The following is a 17,334-nucleotide window of genomic DNA, read 5'->3' on the forward strand; positions in this document are numbered from 1 at the left end:
GCTCGGGACAAGGGGCCGTCAGCCCTCGCTGACGCCCAGCTTCTCCAGGATCAGCTCCTTGACGCGCGCCGCGTCGGCCTGACCACGGGTCGCCTTCATGACCGCGCCGACCAGGGCACCGGCCGCGGCCACCTTGCCCCCGCGGATCTTGTCCGCGATGGCCGGGTTGCCGGCGATGGCCTCCTCGACGGCCGTGGTCAGGGCACCCTCGTCGGAGACGACCTTCAGACCGCGCTTGTCGACGACCTCGTCCGGGGTGCCCTCGCCCGCGAGGACGCCCTCGATGACCTGTCGGGCCAGCTTGTCGTTCAGGTCACCCTTGGCGACGAGCTCGGTGACCCGGGCGACCTGCTCCGGGGTGATCGCCAGCTCGTCGAGCGAGGTGCCCGACTCGTTGGCGCTGCGGGCGAGTTCGCCCATCCACCACTTGCGGGCGGAGGCGGCGTCGGCACCGGCGTCGATGGTGGCGACGATCGGGTCCAGCGCACCGGCGTTGAGGATCGACTGCATGTCGGTGGCGGAGATCCCCCACTCCTCACGCAGCCGGTTGCGGCGCACCAGCGGCAGCTCCGGCAGCCCGCCCCGGATCTCCTCGACCCACTCACGGGACGGGGCGACCGGCACCAGGTCGGGCTCCGGGAAGTACCGGTAGTCCTCGGCCTCCTCCTTCACGCGGCCCGAGGTCGTCGACCCGGTGTCCTCGTGGAAGTGGCGGGTCTCCTGGATGATCGTGCCGCCGGAGGACAGCACGGCCGCGTGCCGCTGGATCTCGAAGCGGGCCGCACGCTCCACGGACCGCAGCGAGTTGACGTTCTTCGTCTCGGACCGCGTGCCGAACTTCTCGCGGCCGTGCGGGCGCAGCGACAGGTTCACGTCGCAGCGCATCTGGCCCATCTCCATCCGGGCCTCGGAGACACCGAGCGCCCGGATCAGCTCGCGCAGCTCACGGACGTACGCCCGGGCGACCTCGGGAGCGCGCTCGCCCGCACCCTCGATCGGCTTGGTGACGATCTCGATGAGCGGGATGCCGGCGCGGTTGTAGTCCAGCAGCGAGTGCGAGGCGCCGTGGATACGGCCCGTGGCACCGCCGACGTGCGTCGACTTGCCGGTGTCCTCCTCCATGTGGGCGCGCTCGATCTCCACGCGGAAGGTCTCGCCGTCCTCCAGCTGTACGTCGAGGTAGCCGTTGAAGGCGATCGGCTCGTCGTACTGGGAGGTCTGGAAGTTCTTCGGCATGTCCGGATAGAAGTAGTTCTTCCGGGCGAAGCGGCACCACTCGGCGATCTCGCAGTTCAACGCGAGACCGATCTTGATGGCGGACTCGACGCCGGTCGCGTTGACGACCGGGAGCGCGCCGGGCATGCCGAGGCAGACCGGGCAGGTCTGGGTGTTCGGGTCGGCACCGAGCGCGGTCGAACAGCCGCAGAACATCTTGGTCTTGGTGCCGAGTTCGACATGGACCTCGAGGCCCATGACGGGGTCGTACGACGCCAGCGCGTCCTCGTACGACACCAGGTCGGTCGTGGTGGTCACGATGAAACTTCCCTCTCAGCCCAGCAGGACGTCGTCGTCGCCCAGCCGCTTCAGCTCGCGGTAGAGAATGGCCAGGTTGGTGACGACCGCGGCACCGGTCACGACGGCGTCGAGCAGCCGCAGCGTGTCGTTGTCGCCGCGGGCCTTCTTGATCTGCTTGTAGACACCCAGGGCCCCGAAGGCCGACGTGGCCATCGAGATGTACAGACCGGACTTGGAGCTCTTGAAGACCTTGGCCTTGGACAGTGCGCTCACAGCGACGGAGCCTCCTCGATCAGCGGGTGGCCCCACCTTTCCACGAAGGCTGCCTCGACGGCGGCGCCGACCTTGTAGAGGCGCTCGTCCTTCATGACCGGGGCGATGATCTGCAGTCCGACCGGGAGGTTGTCCTCCGGGGCGAGGCCGCACGGCAGTGACATGGCCGCGTTGCCCGCCAGGTTGGTCGGGATGGTGCACAGGTCGGCGAGGTACATCGCCATCGGGTCGTCGGCGCGCTCGCCGATCGCGAAGGCGGTGGTCGGGGTCGTCGGGGAGACGATCACGTCGACCTGCTCGAACGCCTTGTCGAAGTCCTGCTTGATGAGCGTACGGACCTTCTGGGCGCTGCCGTAGTAGGCGTCGTAGTAGCCGCTCGACAGGGCGTACGTGCCGAGCATGATGCGGCGCTTGACCTCGGGGCCGAAGCCCGCCTCACGGGTGAGGGAGGTGACCTCCTCGGCGGAGTGGGTGCCGTCGTCGCCGCTGCGCAGGCCGTAGCGCAGGCCGTCGAAGCGGGCGAGGTTGGAGGAGCACTCGGAGGGCGCGATCAGGTAGTACGCGGAGAGCGCCAGGTCGAAGGACGGGCAGTCCAGCTCGACGATCTCGGCGCCCAGCTCCTTGAGCAGGGCGACGGACTCGTCGAAGCGCTGGATGACACCGGCCTGGTAGCCCTCGCCGCGGAACTGCTTGACGACGCCGACGCGCATGCCCTCGACGCTGCCGTTGCGGGCGGCCTCGACGACCGGCGGGACCGGGGCGTCGATCGAGGTGGAGTCCATCGGGTCGTGCCCGGCGATGACCTCGTGCAGCAGGGCCGCGTCCAGGACCGTACGGGCGCAGGGGCCGCCCTGGTCGAGGGAGGAGGAGAAGGCGACCATGCCGTAGCGGGAGACCGAGCCGTACGTCGGCTTCACGCCGACCGTGCCGGTGACGGCGGCCGGCTGGCGGATGGAGCCGCCGGTGTCGGTGCCGATGGCGAGCGGGGCCATGTGCGCGGCCAGCGCGGCGGAGGAGCCGCCACCGGAACCGCCGGGGATCTTGGTGAGGTCCCAGGGGTTGCCGGTCGGGCCGTAGGCGCTGTTCTCGGTGGAGGACCCCATGGCGAACTCGTCCATGTTGGTCTTGCCGAGGATGACGACGTCGGCGGCCTTGAGGCGCTGGGTGACGGTGGCGTCGTAGGGCGGGATCCAGCCCTCGAGGATCTTCGAGCCGACGGTCGTCGGGATGCCCTCGGTGGTGAAGATGTCCTTGAGCGCGAGCGGTACGCCGGCCAGCGGGCCGAGCTTCTCGCCGCGCTCCCGCTTCTCGTCGACGGCACGGGCCTGGGCCAGCGCGCCCTCGCGGTCGACGTGCAGGAAGGCGTGCACCTTCTCGTCGACGGCCTCGATGCGTGCGAGGTGGGCCTCGGTGACCTGGACCGCGGTGAGCTCGCCGGAGGCGATCTTCGCGGCCGTCTCGGCGGCCGTGAGCTTGATGATGTCCGTCATGCGATTAGTCCTCCCCCAGGATCTGCGGCACCTTGAAACGCTGCTGCTCCTGGGCCGGGGCGCCGGAGAGCGCCTGCTCGGGGGTGAGCGACGGACGGACCTCGTCCGCCCGCATGACGTTCGTCAGCGGGAGCGGGTGCGAGGTCGGCGGTACGTCTTGGTCGGCGACCTCACTGACGCGGGCCACCGCGCCGATGATGTCGTCCAGCTGTCCCGCGAAGTGCTCGAGCTCTTCGGGCTTCAGCTCCAGACGCGCCAGCCGGGCGAGGTGGGCGACCTCCTCGCGCGTGATGCCAGGCATGCAGCGATCCTCTGGGTGGGAGTGGGTGGTTCGGGCCCAATCCTATGGGGCGGGGACCCGTGCCAGGGAAACGGTTTCGACAGCGCCCGGAAAGGGGCCCGGGGCCGCGTCGATTTCGCGGCTTCGCCGCGTGGGCGCGACCTGCCCCGACGAACCGCGGACGCGCTAATCGGCCGCCGGCAGTGCCGCCCGCGGCCGCTGCCACCCTCGTGACCCCCGGGCCCGCAGCCACGCCGTCGTCTCCTCGGGAGGCATCGCGGCGGCGACCAGCCAGCCCTGTACGGCGTCGCAGCCCAGGTCGCGCAGCCGCTCCCAGGTCTCGTCGTCCTCGACGCCCTCGGCGACGACCAGCAGGCCGAGCGAGTGGGCGAGGTCCACCGTGCAGCGCACGATCGCGGCGTCCTCGGTGTCGATGGCGAGGCGGGCCACGAACGAGCGGTCGATCTTCAGCTCGCTCACCGGGAGCCGCCTGAGGTGCACGAGGGAGGAGTACCCCGTGCCGAAGTCGTCCAGGGACATCTTCACGCCGTGCCCGGTCAGTCCCGCGAGGGTGTCGGCGGCGCGCTGCGGGTCCTCCAGCAGGACGTGCTCGGTGATCTCCAGTTGGAGCGCTCCCGCGGGGACGCCGTGCCGGGCGAGCCGGGCGGCGACCGAGCCGGCGAAGCCCGGGGTGTGGACGTCGCGCGGGGAGACATTGACGGCGACCGGGACGAACAGGCCCTGCGCCCGCCACTTGGCGACCTGTCCGAGCGCCGTGTCCAGCACGTACTCGGTCAGATAGGGCATCAGCCCGGAGGACTCGGCGATGGCTATGAACTCGTCCGGCGGCACCTTCCCGCGCTCCGGGTGCACCCAGCGGACCAGCGCCTCCAGGCCGGCCACCTGGCCGTCGAAGCGGACCTTGGGCTGGTAGTGCAGCTGCACCTCGTGCGCGTCCAGCGCCCGGCGCAGATCGCCGAGGAGTCCGAGCCGGTCGGGGGTGTTGGAGTCCCGCTTGGACTCGTACACCTCCACGCCGGTACGGTCCCGCTTCGCCTGGTACATCGCCACGTCCGCGCGGCGCAGCAGGCCCTCGGCGTCCAGGGCGTGGTCGGGGAAGACGGCGACGCCGGCACTGGCCTCCAGGACCAGGGTGAGGCCGTCCAGGTCGAGCGGGGAGCTGAGGTCGGCGACCAGACTGCGGGCGACCCGGGTCGCGGACGTCGTGGAGTCGGCGACCGGCAGTAAGACGGCGAACTCGTCCCCGCCGAGGCGGGCGGCCTCGGCACCGCGCGGCAGCGCCAGCCGGAGCCGGTCGGCTATCTGGAGCAGCAGCCGGTCCCCGGCGAGATGACCGAGGGTGTCATTGACCGAGCGGAAGCGGTCCAGGTCGATCAGCATCAGTGCGGACTTGGCGTCGATCCGCTCGGCGTCGTCGAGCGCGGTCCAGATCCGCTCCAGCAGCCACTGCCGGTTGGGCAGTCCGGTCAGCGGGTCGCGCAGTTGCTCCTCGGCGCGCGCCCGGGCTATCCACAGGGTGGAGTCGAGGGCGATCAGCGGGATGGCGAACAGCGGCAGCAGCACCGGCTTGGCCATGGCGACGACGCAGACCAGCGGGGCGATCCCGAGCAGGGCGACCGCGACCAGACCTTGTCTGACCAGGGCGGTGCGGGCGACGGTGGGCACTCCTGCGGTGCGCGGGGCGTGGAGGTACCACAGCAGGGTGCGGCTGACCGCGAGGTAGGCGACGGCGACCAGCACCACCTCGGGGGCGGTGTAGAAGGTCCAGGTGTCCGGGTTCCAGGGGTTCTCGACGGACGGCACCCGGCCGAACGCGGCGAGCACCAGGGCCCCGGCGGCGATGCCAAGGATGTCCACCGAGCCGTGCAGGACACCCTGCCGCCAGCGGTGGCGGCGGGCTGTGCCGACCAGCACGACGACGGTGAGGCTGACCATGCCGGCGGGCAGCCAGCCGAAGAGCATCAGGACGGCGAGGGTGAGGGCGGCGCCGGAGCCGGTGCCGCCCCACCAGCGGGCCCGGCCGAGGGCGACGAGGTGGCCGACGATGATGCCGGTGAGCAGCGCCAGCGACCAGCCGACGGTGCCGGACGGGAAGAGGGCGTGGCCGCCGGTGAAGGCGCGGTAGAACCCGGCGCCGAGCACGAAGCCCGCCGCCGCCACGACGCCCGCGGGCAGCGCGGGCCACGACAGGTGCCGTTCGGTCTCGCTCTCCGGCACACCCGGGACGCGCTCGACGGTGAGCTGGGCGGCGCCGAGGCCGGCCGCCCCGGTGAGCGGTACCGCGCCGGGCCGCCCGGACCAGCGGCTCGCGCGCCAGGGGCCGGTGACCCGGCGCAGGCGCAGCCGTGAGTCCGGGGCGGCGCTCTCGGTCGGTTCCATTCCCGTCCCTCTCACAGCCGGCGGTGCCCACGCCACGCGGCCCGTGGCCCGACGACCGGGCGGCACCGCGTTGGAAAACCCTTCCCCGGCTCATCATGAGCAAGGGAATGCCCCGACCGCAGCTGGGCACGGCAGGCGCACATCTCAACAGTAGGCCGCAGAGGGCTTCCACGGGCAGCGGTCGTCGACGGTTGCCCGAATGCGCCCCGGCCACCCGTATGCATCTGATATGCGCCGATCGGGTGGCCTTCAACCGCTGCCGCCGCCTACTCCTCGGTGGGAAGCGCGACGTCGGCCGCCGCCTCGGGACCCTGTTCCAGCAGGACGTCGAAGCCGTCCTCGTTCAGAACAGGCACCTTGAGCTGCATCGCCTTGTCATATTTCGAACCGGGATTCTCCCCCACCACCACGAAGGACGTCTTCTTCGAGACCGAACCGGTCACTTTCGCTCCTCGGGTCTGCAGCGCCTCCTTGGCGCCGTCCCGGGTGAAGCGCTCCAGGGTGCCGGTCACGACCACGGTGAGCCCTTCGAGCGGGCGCGGGCCCTGGTCCTCGCCGGAGCCCTCCTCCTCCATGCGGACACCGGCCGCACGCCACTTGCGGAGGATCTCCTGGTGCCACTCCTCGGCGAACCACTCCTTGAGGGAGGCGGCGATGATCGCGCCGACGCCGTCGGTGGCCGCCAGCTCCTCCTCGCTCGCCTGCTCGATCCGCTCGATCGAGCGGAACTCACGGGCCAGCGCCTCGGCGGCGACCGGGCCCACATGACGGATCGACAAGCCCGTGAGGACCCGGGCGAGCGGGCGCTCCTTGGCCGCCTGGATGTTCTCCAGCATGGCAAGCGCGTTCTTCTTGGCCTCGCCCTGCTGGTTGGCGAAGACCCGGGCGACCTTCTCCTCGCCGGTCTTCGGGTCCCGCTTGGGCAGGCCGCTGTCCTGGTCGAGGACGTACGCCTTGATGGGCAGCAGCCGCTCGATGGTGAGGTCGAACAGATCGCCCTCGTCGGCCAGCGGCGGGTCCTCGGGCTCCAGCGGCTTGGTGAGGGCGGCCGCGGCGACGTACCCGAAGTGCTCGATGTCCAGCGACTTGCGGCCCGCGAGGTAGAACAGGCGCTCGCGCAGCTGGGCCGGGCAGGTGCGCGCGTTCGGGCAGCGCAGGTCGACGTCGCCCTCCTTCATGGGCCGCAGCGCCGTGCCGCACTCGGGGCACTCGCTCGGCATCACGAACTCGCGCTCGCTGCCGTCGCGCAGGTCGACGACCGGGCCGAGGATCTCCGGGATGACGTCACCGGCCTTGCGCAGCACCACGGTGTCGCCGATGAGCACGCCCTTGGCCTTGACCACGTCCTGGTTGTGCAGGGTGGCGAACTCGACCTCCGAGCCGGCCACCGTCACCGGCTCGACCTGGGCGTACGGCGTGATCCGGCCCGTACGGCCGACGCCGACCCGGATGTTGACCAGCTTGGTGTTGACCTCCTCCGGCGCGTACTTGTACGCGATGGCCCAGCGCGGCGCGCGCGAGGTGGAGCCGAGGCGGCCCTGGAGCGGGATCTCGTCGAGCTTGACGACGACTCCGTCGATCTCGTGCTCGACCGAGTGCCGGTGCTCGCCGAAGTGGGCGATGAACTCCCGGACGCCGTCGAGGTCGCCGACCACCTTGTTGTGCCGGGAGGTGGGCAGTCCCCACCTCTTGAGCAGGTCGTACGCCTGGGAGAGGCGGGTGAGGCCGTCGCCGCCCTCCAGGGCGCCGATGCCGTGGACGACCATGTGCAGCGGGCGGGTGGCGGTGACGCGCGGGTCCTTCTGGCGCAGCGAACCGGCGGCGGCGTTGCGCGGGTTGGCGAAGGGCTTGTCGCCGGCCTCCACCAGACGGGCGTTGAGCTCCTCGAACTTCTCCATCGGGAAGTAGACCTCGCCGCGGATCTCCACGAGGTCCGGGACGCTGTCCCCGGTCAGCCGGTCCGGGATCTCCGCGATCGTCCGGACATTGGGAGTGATGTCCTCGCCCGTGCGGCCGTCGCCCCGGGTCGCCGCGCGGGTGAGCCGGCCGTGCTCGTAGGTCAGGTTCACGGCGAGGCCGTCGACCTTCAGCTCGCACAGGAAGTGGTACGCGGAGGTGCCGACGTCCTTGTGGACGCGCTCGGCCCAGGCGGCGAGCTCCAGGTCGTCGAAGGCGTTGTCGAGGGAGAGCATGCGCTGCCGGTGCTGGACGGCGGTGAAATCCGTCGCGTACGCCCCCGCGACCTTCTGGGTCGGCGAGTCGGGGGTGCGCAGCTCCGGATACTCCTCCTCCAGTGCCTCCAGCGAGCGTAGGAGCTTGTCGAACTCCGCGTCGCTGACGACGGGGGCGTCCTTCACGTAGTACCGGAAGCGGTGCTCCTCGATCTGCTCAGCGAGCTTGGCGTGCTGTTCCCGCGCCTCGGCGGGCACCGTCGTCTCCGCTTGCTTGTCGCCGGCCACCGTGTTGTCCTCCCGTTACTCTGGGTTGTCCGCGAGGGATCTCGCCGCCCGGACGCAGTGGGCGAGGGCCTTGCGGGCGTACTCGGGGGATGCGCCCGCGAGTCCGCACGCCGGGGTGATCGTGACGGACTCCGCGAGGAGCCCCGGCCGCAGCCCCAGCCTGCGCCACAGCGTCCTGACACCCATGACGCTACCGGCAGGGTCTGACAACGGGCCGTCCGTGCCCGGGACGACACCGGCGAACAGCCGGGTGCCCGCCTCCACCGCCTCCCCGATCGTGTCGTCGTCACGCTCGGTGAGGAGCGCGGCGTCGAAGGACACCGCCGCGGCGCCCGCCCGGCGCAGCAGGGCGAACGGGACGTCGGGTGCGCACGAGTGGACCACGACGGGTCCGCCGGCGTGCACCCCGACGGTCTCGCGCAGCGCGGCCTCGACGATCTGCCGGTCCACGGCACGGTGGGTCCGGTACCCGCTGGCGGTCCTGACGTGCCCGCGCAGGACCGCCGTGAGGGAGGGTTCGTCGAGCTGGAGGACGATCTGGGCGCCGGGGATGCGGCGTTGCACCTCCGCGAGATGGAGGCGCAGTCCCTCGGTGAGGGAGGCGGTGAGGTCGCGGCAGGCGCCGGGGTCGGAGAGGACCGACTCGCCGTTCCTGAGCTCCAGCGCGGCGGCGAGGGTCCAGGGCCCGACGGCCTGCACCTTGACCTGCCCCTCGTACCCCTGGGTGAACTCCTCCAGGGCGTCGAGGTCTTCGACGAGCCAGGACCGGGCGCGCCTGGTGTCCCGGCCGGGCCGGTCCCCGAGGCGCCATCCACTGGGCTCCACGCGCGCGTACAGCTCGACGAGCAGGCCCGCGGTGCGGCCGATCATGTCGGCGCCGGGGCCGCGGGCGGGCAGTTCGGCGAGGTGCGGGAAGTCCTCGAAGGACCCGATGACCGTCTTGGCGGCCTCCCGGGCGTCGCCGCCGGGCAGGGAGCCGACGCCGGTGGCGGGGGCGAAGCTGAAGTGTGCGTTCACGGAGGGAAGCCTACGTAGGAGGGGGCGGCGGGGGCACCGCCGCGTACCCCGGCCCGCTTCGCCCCCGCCGGGGCCGCCCGGTGGGTCAGCGGCCGGGGCGGACCGTCACGTCGTTGATCTCCGCGTCCCTGGGCAGGTCCAGGGCCGTCAGGATCGTCGTCGCCACCGACTCCGGGTCGATCCACTGCGACTCGTCGTACTCCTTGCCCTCCTGCTGGTGGACCTTCGCCTGCATCGGGCTGGCCGTGCGGCCGGGGTAGACCGACGTGACGCGGACGCCGTTCGCGTGTTCCTCGTGCCGCAGCGCGTCCGCCAGCGCCTTCAGACCGTGCTTGGAGGCGGCGTAGGCGGACCAGTCGGCGTGTGCGTTCAGGCCCGCGCCGGAGTTCACGAACACCACGTGGCCCCGCGTGGTCCGCAGCTGCGGCAGGAAGTGCCGGGTCAGTTCCGCGGGTGCGATGAGGTTGACGTTCAGCTGGTGGCGCCAGGACTTGGGGGTCAGGTCGCCCACCCGGCCCAGGTCCACCACGCCCGCGATGTGCAGCAGCGAGTCCACCCGGTCCGGGAGCGACTGGTGCGAGAAGGCCCAGGACAGCTTGTCGGGGTCGGCGAGATCGCCCACCAGCGTCCTCGCCCCGGGGAACCGGGCCGACAGTTCCTTCGCCCGCCCCGCGTCACGCGCGTGCAGCACGAGGTCGTCCCCGCGCGCGTGCAGCCGGCGCGCCACGGCCGCGCCGATGCCGGAACCGGCCCCGGTGATCACATGAGTAGCCATGCCGGTCATCGTCGCACCCCCGGGGCCGTCACTCGATGCCCTGGCTCTCCTCCAGATAGGCCAGCGCCCCCACCGGCTCCTCCGCGAAGAACACCAGGTCGGTCAGCGGCCGGGGCAGGAAGCCCTCGTCCTCCATGCGCCGGAACTGCTCCTTGAGGCCGTCGTAGAAGCCCGCCGTGTTCAGCAACACCACCGGCTTGTCCGTGTGCCCGTGCTTCTTCAGCTCCAGGATCTCCGTGGCCTCGTCCAGCGTGCCCGTCCCACCGACCATGATCACCACGGCGTCGGCGTTCTCCAGCAGCAGCTTCTTGCGCTCGGCCAGATCCTTGGCGACGACCATCTCGTCGGCGCCCGCGCGGGCCCTGGCGGACAGGAACTCCACCGAGACGCCGAGCAGCCGCCCGCCCGCCTCCTGCACGCCGTCCGCGACCACCTTCATCAGGCCGACGTCGGAGCCGCCCCACACGAGCGTGTGACCGCCCTTGCCCAGCAGGTTCGCGAACTCCCGCGCGGGGCGGGTGTAGCGCTCGTCGAGATCGGCCGCGGAGAGGAAGACGCAGATTCGCATGCGATCACCGTACGCGGGAAGAACCGGCGCCCCGCGCGCGCTGCACCAACCATGGCTGATGGACACACGATCACGATCGAGCAGGGCACGCGGCGCGTGCGGGTCGTCCACGACGGCGAGGTCCTCGCGGAGAGCGACCGGCCGCTCGTGCTGCGGGAGACCGGCTGTCCCGCGCGCTACTACCTGCCCGCCGAGGACGTCCGGACGGACCTGCTGACGCCCTCCGACACGCACACGTACTGCCCGTTCAAGGGCACGGCCTCCTACTGGTCGCTGCCGGGCGCACCCGACCGGGTGTGGTCGTATCCGGACCCCAAGCCGGACGTCGCCCGGATCAAGGACCACCTGTGCTTCTACGACGTTGAAGTGTTGTGAGCGATTAGCCGGGTGCTCGATGGCAACCTGTCGGGCATGGCACACGAGACCATTTCGCGCGACGGCACCTCCCTCGCGTACGAGAGCACCGGTGACGGCCCGGTCGTCGTCCTCGTCAGCGGCGCGATGTCCACGGGCGCCACGCTCGCGCCGCTGGCCGGGTCCCTCGCGGAGCACGGGCTCACCGCGGTCACGTACGACCGCCGGGGCCGTGGCGCGAGCGGTGACACGCCGCCGTACGACGTGGCCCGCGAGGTGGAGGATCTCGCGGTGCTGATCGAGGCGGTGGGCGGCGAGGCGGCGCTGTGCGGGGTCTCCTCGGGCGGCGCGCTGGCGCTGGAGGCGGCGGCGAGCGGGCTGCCGGTGCGTCAGGTGGCCGTGTACGAGACGCCGTTCACCGTGTACGAGGGTGGCACCGCGGAATGGGCCGCGTACACCGAGCGCCTGACCGAGGCGCTCGGCGAGGACCGGCGCGGGGACGCGGTCGAGCTGTTCCTGCGGCTCACGGGGCTCGCCGAGGCGATGATCCAGGGCGCCCGCCAGTCCCCCATGTGGGCCGGCATGGAGGCCATCGCGCCGAGCCTCGCGTACGACGCCGCGGTGCTCCGGGACGGCGATGTGCCGCGCGAGCGGCTGACCGGGATCGAGGTACCGGTGCTGGCGGTCGCGGGCGGCGAGAGCCCCGGCTGGATGCGGGAGGCCGCGCAGGCGGTCGCCGAGGCGGCCCCGCGGGGCGCGTACCGCTCCCTGCCGGGCCAGACCCACATGGTGGAGCCCCAGGTCCTCGGACCGGTCCTGGCCGAGTTCTTCGCCGCCTAGGCAGTCCTGTCCGCAGGACCGGTCAGGCCACGTCCGCCGTCGCGCGCGTGGTCGTCGAGATCGTCGCCGAACCGACCACGCGCGTGCCGTCGTACAGGACGATCGCCTGGCCGGGGGCCACACCGCGGACCGGTTCGGTGAACGTGACCTCCAGGGTGCCGTCGATCAGTTCGGCGGTGACCTCGGTCTCGCCGCCATGGGCGCGCAGCTGGGCGGTGTAGGTGCCGGGCCCGGTAGGGGCGGCGCCGCACCAGCGGGGCCGGATCGCGCGCAGGGCGATGACGTCGAGGGCTGCGGCCGGGCCGACCGTGACCGTGTTGTCGACCGGGGAGATGTCGAGGACGTAGCGCGGCTTGCCGTCGGCGGCCGGGGTGCCGATGCGCAGGCCCTTGCGCTGGCCGATGGTGAAGCCGTACGCGCCCTCGTGGGTGCCGAGCTTGGTGCCGGACTCGTCGACGATGTCGCCCTCGGCCTTGCCGAGCCGCTTCGCCAGGAAGCCCTGGGTGTCGCCGTCGGCGATGAAGCAGATGTCGTGCGAGTCGGGCTTCTTGGCGACCGCGAGCCCCCGGCGCTCCGCCTCCGCGCGGATCTCGTCCTTGGTGGTCACCGTGTCGCCGAGCGGGAAGAGCGCGTGGGCGAGCTGCTTGTCGTCCAGGACGCCGAGGACGTACGACTGGTCCTTGGCCATGTCGGAGGCGCGGTGCAGCTCGCGGCTGCCGTCCTCGCCCACGATCACCTGGGCGTAGTGGCCGGTGCAGACCGCGTCGAAGCCGAGGGCCAGCGCCTTGTCGAGCAGCGCCGCGAACTTGATCTTCTCGTTGCAGCGCAGGCAGGGGTTCGGGGTGCGGCCCGCCTCGTACTCGGCGACGAAGTCCTCGACCACGTCCTCGCGGAAGCGGTCGGCGAGGTCCCACACGTAGAAGGGGATGCCGATGACGTCCGCGGCGCGCCGGGCGTCGCGCGAGTCCTCGATGGTGCAACAGCCACGCGCGCCCGTGCGGAACGACTGGGGGTTCGCGGAGAGCGCGAGGTGGACGCCGGTCACGTCGTGGCCGGCTTCCGCGGCACGGGCGGCGGCTACGGCGGAGTCCACGCCTCCGGACATGGCGGCGAGGACGCGAAGGGGGCGCTGCGGGGTGTCAGTCATAACTCTTCAAGAGTAAGGGGCCGCGGGAACCGGAGCCCACGAGTATCCGTTGACGATCACATGGGGGCGAGGAAGGCATCCAAGGACACGGACCGGCGCATCGGCCGGCGGGCGCTGCTGATCGGCGGCGCCGCGGCGGCCGCGGGCACCGCCGTGCTGGCGCGCGACGAGCTGGGGCGGCTGTGGTGGCGCATGCCCGGCGTGGAGAAGCCGCGCGAGGAGGGGGAGGTCGACTTCGCGGGCGCGCGCTGGGTGGCGGCGTCGGACGCGAACTGGCGGCGCGCGGACCGGCCTGACGACTACGGCGTCGACATGGTGGTCATCCATGTCACCCAGGGCAGCTTCGACAGCGCGGTGCGGGTGTTCCAGGATCCGGAGCACGGCGCGGCCTCGCACTACATCGTGCGCAAGGACGGTCACGTCACGCAGATGATCCGCGAGCTGGACGTGGCGTTCCACGCGGGCAACCGCGACTACAACGAACGCAGTGTCGGCATCGAGCACGAAGGGTTCGTGGACCGGCCCGAGGGTTTCACGGACGAGATGTACGCGGCCTCGGCGCGGCTCACCGCCCGCATATGCGCGCGTTACGACATCCCCGTGGACCGCGAGCACATCATCGGCCACGTCGAGGTACCGGGCACGGACCACACCGACCCGGGCGAGCACTGGGACTGGAAGCGGTACATGACACTCGTGCGCAGGGCGCGGACCGCCGTGGCGTGACCCGGCGGTCGGGCCGGGACCCGGATGCCGCGGCGGCGGGCAGGGCGAAAGCCTGGGGCGCGAGGTGCACGCCCGGAGGGGGCCGCTACGTCAGCCCCGCCGCGCGGGCCCGCTCCACCGCAGGGCCGATCGCCTGGGCGACGGCGTCGACGTCGGCGTCGGTGGAGGTGTGGCCGAGGGAGAAGCGGAGGGTGCCGCGGGCCAGGTCCGGGTCGGTGCCGGTGGCCAGCAGGACGTGGCTGGGCTGGGCGACGCCCGCGGTGCAGGCGGAGCCGGTGGAGCACTCGATGCCCTGGGCGTCGAGCAGGAGCAGCAGGGAGTCACCCTCGCAGCCGGGGAACATGAAGTGGGCGTTGGCCGGGAGGCGGTCCACCGGGTCGCCGCCGAGGATGGCGTCCGGGACGGCCGTGCGGACCGCGGCGATCAGGTCGTCGCGCAGGCCGCCGATCTCCCGGGCGAACCACTCGTGCTGCTCGGCGGCCAGCCGGCCGGCGACCGCGAAGGAGGCGATGGCCGGGACGTCGAGGGTGCCGGAGCGGACCTGGCGCTCCTGGCCGCCGCCGTGCAGGACCGGGACGGGGGCCTGGTCCCGGCCGAGGATCAGCGCGCCGATGCCGTAGGGGCCGCCGATCTTGTGGCCGGAGACGGTCATCGCGGCGAGGCCGGAGGCGGCGAAGTCCACCGGGAGCTGGCCGACGGCCTGGACGGCGTCGGCGTGCAGGGGGATGCCGAACTCGGCCGCGGCCTGGGCGAGTTCGCGGACCGGCAGGATGGTGCCGATCTCGTTGTTAGCCCACATGACGGTGGCCAGGGCCACGTCGTCGGGGTTGCGGGCGATGGCCTCGCGCAGCGCCTCGGGGTGGACCCGGCCGTGCTCGTCCACCGGGAGGTACTCGACGGTGGCGCCCTCGTGCTCGCCGAGCCAGTGGACCGCGTCCAGGACGGCGTGGTGCTCGACGGGCGACGCGAGGACCCGGGTGCGGGCCGGGTCGGCGTCGCGGCGGGCCCAGTACAGGCCCTTGACCGCGAGGTTGTCGGCCTCGGTGCCGCCGGAGGTGAAGACGACCTCGCTGGGACGGGCGCCGAGCGCTTCCGCCAGGGTCTCGCGGGCTTCCTCGACCGTACGGCGGGCGCGGCGGCCGGCTGCGTGCAGGGAGGAGGCGTTGCCGGTGACGCCCAGCTGGGCGGTGAGTGCCTCAGCCGCCTCCGGGAGCATCGGAGTCGTCGCGGCGTGGTCGAGGTAAGCCATGGTGCAGCGATTCTACGGGCCCGGTCGGCGGCCGTAGGCGCGGGTGCGGGCGCGGTGCCGGGCGACGGCCTGTCAGAAGCTCCAGGACAGTGTGCCGTCCGCCTGCATGAAGGCCAGCAGGACCAGCAGGTCCGCCACTCCCAGGCCGAGGCCCAGGCAGGCGCGGCCCCGGCGCTGGGTGCCTCGGGACAAGGCGACCGCGGCGAGGGTGATCGCGATCGGGCCCAGGAAGACGTTGAGGACCAGGAGGCCCACCAGGCCGAGGATGAAGGACGCCACGGCCATGCCGTCGGTGTCCCGGGCGATGCGGCGGTCGGTCGTCGGGGCGGTGAGCTGCATGACGGATCAACTCCCTGTGCGGGTCAGTGGCGGCGGGCGTGGCGCTCGCGGAGCGCGAAGACGGACAGCCACACGGCGATCACCGCGGCGGCGACGACGGTGAAGCCGAGCGGTGCGTGGGCGACGGTGCCCAGCACGACGCCCAGCAGCAGGAGCGCGGCGACGAGGAACAGCATGGGATGGGATCCCCCTCCGAGATGCGTCTCGTACATGGGTGAACAGTTGTAGGTACAGCTGTTCACTGACTTCCCAGTCTAGCGCGCCTTATGACTTTTCAATTCGGGAGAACAGTTGTTAACTGCATGGCATGAGTCACACCCTCGGCATCCGGCAGGCCCAGAAGCAGAAGACCCGACAGGCGCTCCTGGACGCCGCGTTGGGGCTGCTGGAGGAGCAGAGCCTGAGCAGTCTGGGCCTGCGCGAGGTCACCCGTGCCGTCGGCGTGGCCCCCACCGCCTTCTACCGGCACTTCCGCTCCACCGCGGATCTCGGCGTCGCCCTCGTCGAGGAGGCGCTCGGCAGTCTGCACCCGATGATCCGCACCACCGTCTCCGCGGACGGCGACCCCGACGAACGCATAGCGCGCGCCGTGGAGTTGATCGCCGGTCATGTCACCGCGCACCCGGCGCACGTCCGCTTCATCGCCCGTGAGCGGCACGGCGGTGTGCAGCCCGTGCGGGAGGCCATCCAGCAGCAACTCGCCCGGTTCGGCGAGGAGGTGCAGCACGAGCTCGCCAAGGACCCGATGTCAGAGGGCTGGAGCGACGACGACCTGCTGATGCTGGCCAACCTCTATGTCGACCAGATGCTCATGGTGGCCTCCCTCTTCCTCGACACGCTGGAGGAAGGGGCCGAGGAGAAGCAGGCGCAGGTCGTCCAGGTCGCCACCCGCCGGATGCGGCTGATCAGCATCGGCCGCCGGCACTGGCTGGACTGAGGCCCGCGCCCCCGGTCGGCCGAGACCTGGCTGGACCGAGGCCCGCTTCCCCGGTCAGCCGAGACGGACCCGGGCCAGCTGCCGCGACTGGGCCACCAGACGGTCCTCGCTGTCCCACACCTCCGCGTCCTCCTCCAGGAAGCCGCCCGCCAGGTTGCGCGTGGTGATCCCCACCCGCAGCGGGCCCGGGGCCGGGCGGCAGCGGACGTGGACCGTCAGTTCCACCGTCGGGACCCAGCCCTTGATGCCGAGCTCGAAGGCGGTCGGCGGCAGCGCGTCCACCGCCAGCAGCAGGGAGAGCGGGTCCGCGTCGCGGCCGTCGGCCAAGCCGAACCAGGCGCGCATCTCGCCCTTGCCGGAGGGGGCGCCGAGGGCCCAGCCCAGGGTGGCGGGGTCCAGCTTGATCATCAGGCGGTCGGTGATGGCGGAGCTGCCGGGGACCGGGGCGGGGCCGTCCTGGGGGCCGAAGCACTGGTCCATCGGCGGGATCGCGGGCGGCTTCGCCGTCGTACGGACGTCGTCAGGGAGGGCGTCGAGGTCGCCGTAGGAAGCGAGGACGCGGATGCGTTCGACCTCGCGGCCCTGGTCGTCGTACTGGAAGAGCGAGGCCTGGCCGGTCGACAGGGTGCGGCCGGTGCGGACCACCGAGGTGCGCACGACGGCCGGGCCGGGCTGGGACGCGGTCAGGTAGTGCGCCGAGATCGTGAACGGGTCGGCGTGCGGCAGGGCGTCGGAGAGCGCGCGGCCGAGGACGGCCAGCAGATAGCCGCCGTTGACGGCGCTGATGATGGTCCAGCCGGCGGAGAGGTCGATGTCATAGACGCCGGGCTCCCGCCGGGTGAGCGCGGTGTCGCGGTCGAACTCGCTGTCGCCGATCGTGGCCTGCGTGGACGCTGCTTCTGGCATGGGTGAACGGTACAACAGGCGACTACTAAGCGGTAGCTTTCCTCGTCGTTCCCGGCACC

The 17,334-nt window shown here is 71.9% G+C and carries 18 protein-coding genes; 4 read left to right on the plus strand and 14 right to left on the minus strand.

Annotated features, from left to right (window positions below; all coding sequences use genetic code 11):
• Positions 1 to 18: 18 nt before the first annotated feature.
• The 9 genes from gatB to ACFYW5_RS01020 form a co-directional block, all read right to left on the minus strand.
• Entirely contained in the window at positions 19 to 1,536 is a 1,518-nt protein-coding gene (gene gatB / locus ACFYW5_RS00980) for an Asp-tRNA(Asn)/Glu-tRNA(Gln) amidotransferase subunit GatB (protein ID WP_389415610.1), read from the minus strand.
• A gap of 12 nt (positions 1,537 to 1,548) precedes the next feature.
• Positions 1,549 to 1,788 carry a hypothetical protein gene (locus ACFYW5_RS00985; RefSeq protein ID WP_389414816.1) on the minus strand — a complete coding sequence of 80 codons (240 nt, stop codon included), beginning with the start codon at positions 1,786 to 1,788 and terminating at the stop codon, positions 1,549 to 1,551.
• Positions 1,785 to 3,278, minus strand: coding sequence for an Asp-tRNA(Asn)/Glu-tRNA(Gln) amidotransferase subunit GatA (gene gatA, locus ACFYW5_RS00990; protein WP_389414817.1), 1,494 nt, complete (start codon positions 3,276 to 3,278; stop codon positions 1,785 to 1,787). The genes ACFYW5_RS00985 and gatA overlap by 4 nt, the downstream gene beginning before the upstream one ends.
• A 4-nt stretch (positions 3,279 to 3,282) precedes the next feature.
• The gene (gene gatC, locus ACFYW5_RS00995; RefSeq protein ID WP_007384860.1) at positions 3,283 to 3,579 is read right to left on the minus strand and encodes an Asp-tRNA(Asn)/Glu-tRNA(Gln) amidotransferase subunit GatC; all 297 of its coding nucleotides are present in this window, start codon (positions 3,577 to 3,579) and stop codon (positions 3,283 to 3,285) included.
• Between the two features lie 165 nt (positions 3,580 to 3,744).
• Positions 3,745 to 5,958 (minus strand): putative bifunctional diguanylate cyclase/phosphodiesterase, encoded by a 2,214-nt coding sequence (locus ACFYW5_RS01000; protein ID WP_389414818.1) that lies wholly within the window; start codon positions 5,956 to 5,958, stop codon positions 3,745 to 3,747.
• Between the two features lie 266 nt (positions 5,959 to 6,224).
• A complete protein-coding gene (ligA, locus tag ACFYW5_RS01005) occupies positions 6,225 to 8,417 on the minus strand; it encodes an NAD-dependent DNA ligase LigA (RefSeq protein ID WP_389414819.1) in 2,193 nt (730 codons plus the stop codon).
• Positions 8,418 to 8,432: 15 nt separating this feature from the next.
• A complete protein-coding gene (locus ACFYW5_RS01010) occupies positions 8,433 to 9,434 on the minus strand; it encodes a methionine synthase (RefSeq protein WP_389414820.1) in 1,002 nt (333 codons plus the stop codon).
• A gap of 85 nt (positions 9,435 to 9,519) precedes the next feature.
• Positions 9,520 to 10,218: an SDR family oxidoreductase gene (locus ACFYW5_RS01015; protein WP_389414821.1), complete on the minus strand. Its 699-nt coding sequence runs from the start codon at positions 10,216 to 10,218 to the stop codon at positions 9,520 to 9,522.
• A gap of 19 nt (positions 10,219 to 10,237) precedes the next feature.
• On the minus strand, positions 10,238 to 10,777 hold the full coding sequence (locus tag ACFYW5_RS01020; protein ID WP_389414822.1) for a TIGR00730 family Rossman fold protein: 540 nt from the start codon (positions 10,775 to 10,777) through the stop codon (positions 10,238 to 10,240).
• Between the two features lie 51 nt (positions 10,778 to 10,828).
• On the opposite strand from ACFYW5_RS01020, the gene ACFYW5_RS01025 reads away from it, so the two are divergent.
• Complete coding sequence (locus tag ACFYW5_RS01025) at positions 10,829 to 11,152, plus strand: DUF427 domain-containing protein (protein WP_389414823.1); 324 nt, start codon at positions 10,829 to 10,831, stop codon at positions 11,150 to 11,152.
• A 36-nt stretch (positions 11,153 to 11,188) separates the two neighbouring features.
• Complete coding sequence (locus tag ACFYW5_RS01030) at positions 11,189 to 11,971, plus strand: alpha/beta fold hydrolase (RefSeq protein WP_389414824.1); 783 nt, start codon at positions 11,189 to 11,191, stop codon at positions 11,969 to 11,971.
• Positions 11,972 to 11,993: 22 nt separating this feature from the next.
• Here the strand turns inward: ACFYW5_RS01030 and mnmA are convergent, their stop codons facing one another.
• A complete protein-coding gene (mnmA, locus tag ACFYW5_RS01035) occupies positions 11,994 to 13,118 on the minus strand; it encodes a tRNA 2-thiouridine(34) synthase MnmA (RefSeq protein ID WP_389414825.1) in 1,125 nt (374 codons plus the stop codon).
• A gap of 60 nt (positions 13,119 to 13,178) precedes the next feature.
• Here mnmA and ACFYW5_RS01040 point away from each other — a divergent pair, with 60 nt between their 5' ends.
• Positions 13,179 to 13,844 carry an N-acetylmuramoyl-L-alanine amidase gene (locus tag ACFYW5_RS01040; protein ID WP_389414826.1) on the plus strand — a complete coding sequence of 222 codons (666 nt, stop codon included), beginning with the start codon at positions 13,179 to 13,181 and terminating at the stop codon, positions 13,842 to 13,844.
• Positions 13,845 to 13,929: 85 nt separating this feature from the next.
• Here the strand turns inward: ACFYW5_RS01040 and ACFYW5_RS01045 are convergent, their stop codons facing one another.
• From ACFYW5_RS01045 to ACFYW5_RS01055, 3 genes are all read right to left on the minus strand, one after another.
• Entirely contained in the window at positions 13,930 to 15,093 is a 1,164-nt protein-coding gene (locus ACFYW5_RS01045; protein WP_389414827.1) for a cysteine desulfurase family protein, read from the minus strand.
• 72 nt (positions 15,094 to 15,165) lie between these two features.
• Positions 15,166 to 15,432: a DUF4190 domain-containing protein gene (locus ACFYW5_RS01050; protein ID WP_389414828.1), complete on the minus strand. Its 267-nt coding sequence runs from the start codon at positions 15,430 to 15,432 to the stop codon at positions 15,166 to 15,168.
• Positions 15,433 to 15,455: 23 nt separating this feature from the next.
• Entirely contained in the window at positions 15,456 to 15,644 is a 189-nt protein-coding gene (locus ACFYW5_RS01055; protein ID WP_389415655.1) for a hypothetical protein, read from the minus strand.
• Positions 15,645 to 15,739: 95 nt separating this feature from the next.
• On the opposite strand from ACFYW5_RS01055, the gene ACFYW5_RS01060 reads away from it, so the two are divergent.
• Positions 15,740 to 16,369 (plus strand): TetR family transcriptional regulator, encoded by a 630-nt coding sequence (locus ACFYW5_RS01060; RefSeq protein WP_389414829.1) that lies wholly within the window; start codon positions 15,740 to 15,742, stop codon positions 16,367 to 16,369.
• Between the two features lie 54 nt (positions 16,370 to 16,423).
• On the opposite strand, the gene ACFYW5_RS01065 is transcribed toward ACFYW5_RS01060, so the two are convergent.
• Complete coding sequence (locus ACFYW5_RS01065) at positions 16,424 to 17,275, minus strand: thioesterase family protein (protein WP_389414830.1); 852 nt, start codon at positions 17,273 to 17,275, stop codon at positions 16,424 to 16,426.
• Positions 17,276 to 17,334: the final 59 nt, after the last annotated feature.

The sequence above is a fragment of the Streptomyces sp. NPDC002779 genome, assembly GCF_042888685.1.
Lineage (GTDB): Bacteria > Actinomycetota > Actinomycetes > Streptomycetales > Streptomycetaceae > Streptomyces.

Coding starts and splice junctions, on each gene's coding strand:
- gatA (WP_389414817.1), bottom strand. CDS start 3,278: ATGACGGACATCATCAAGCTCACGGCCGCCGAGACGGCCGCGAAGATC.
- gatC (WP_007384860.1), bottom strand. CDS start 3,579: ATGCCTGGCATCACGCGCGAGGAGGTCGCCCACCTCGCCCGGCTGGCG.
- ACFYW5_RS01000 (WP_389414818.1), bottom strand. CDS start 5,958: ATGGAACCGACCGAGAGCGCCGCCCCGGACTCACGGCTGCGCCTGCGC.
- ACFYW5_RS01015 (WP_389414821.1), bottom strand. CDS start 10,218: ATGACCGGCATGGCTACTCATGTGATCACCGGGGCCGGTTCCGGCATC.
- ACFYW5_RS01020 (WP_389414822.1), bottom strand. CDS start 10,777: ATGCGAATCTGCGTCTTCCTCTCCGCGGCCGATCTCGACGAGCGCTAC.
- ACFYW5_RS01025 (WP_389414823.1), top strand. CDS start 10,829: ATGGCTGATGGACACACGATCACGATCGAGCAGGGCACGCGGCGCGTG.
- ACFYW5_RS01030 (WP_389414824.1), top strand. CDS start 11,189: ATGGCACACGAGACCATTTCGCGCGACGGCACCTCCCTCGCGTACGAG.
- mnmA (WP_389414825.1), bottom strand. CDS start 13,118: ATGACTGACACCCCGCAGCGCCCCCTTCGCGTCCTCGCCGCCATGTCC.
- ACFYW5_RS01040 (WP_389414826.1), top strand. CDS start 13,179: ATGGGGGCGAGGAAGGCATCCAAGGACACGGACCGGCGCATCGGCCGG.
- ACFYW5_RS01045 (WP_389414827.1), bottom strand. CDS start 15,093: ATGGCTTACCTCGACCACGCCGCGACGACTCCGATGCTCCCGGAGGCG.
- ACFYW5_RS01050 (WP_389414828.1), bottom strand. CDS start 15,432: ATGCAGCTCACCGCCCCGACGACCGACCGCCGCATCGCCCGGGACACC.
- ACFYW5_RS01055 (WP_389415655.1), bottom strand. CDS start 15,644: ATGTACGAGACGCATCTCGGAGGGGGATCCCATCCCATGCTGTTCCTC.
- ACFYW5_RS01060 (WP_389414829.1), top strand. CDS start 15,740: ATGAGTCACACCCTCGGCATCCGGCAGGCCCAGAAGCAGAAGACCCGA.
- ACFYW5_RS01065 (WP_389414830.1), bottom strand. CDS start 17,275: ATGCCAGAAGCAGCGTCCACGCAGGCCACGATCGGCGACAGCGAGTTC.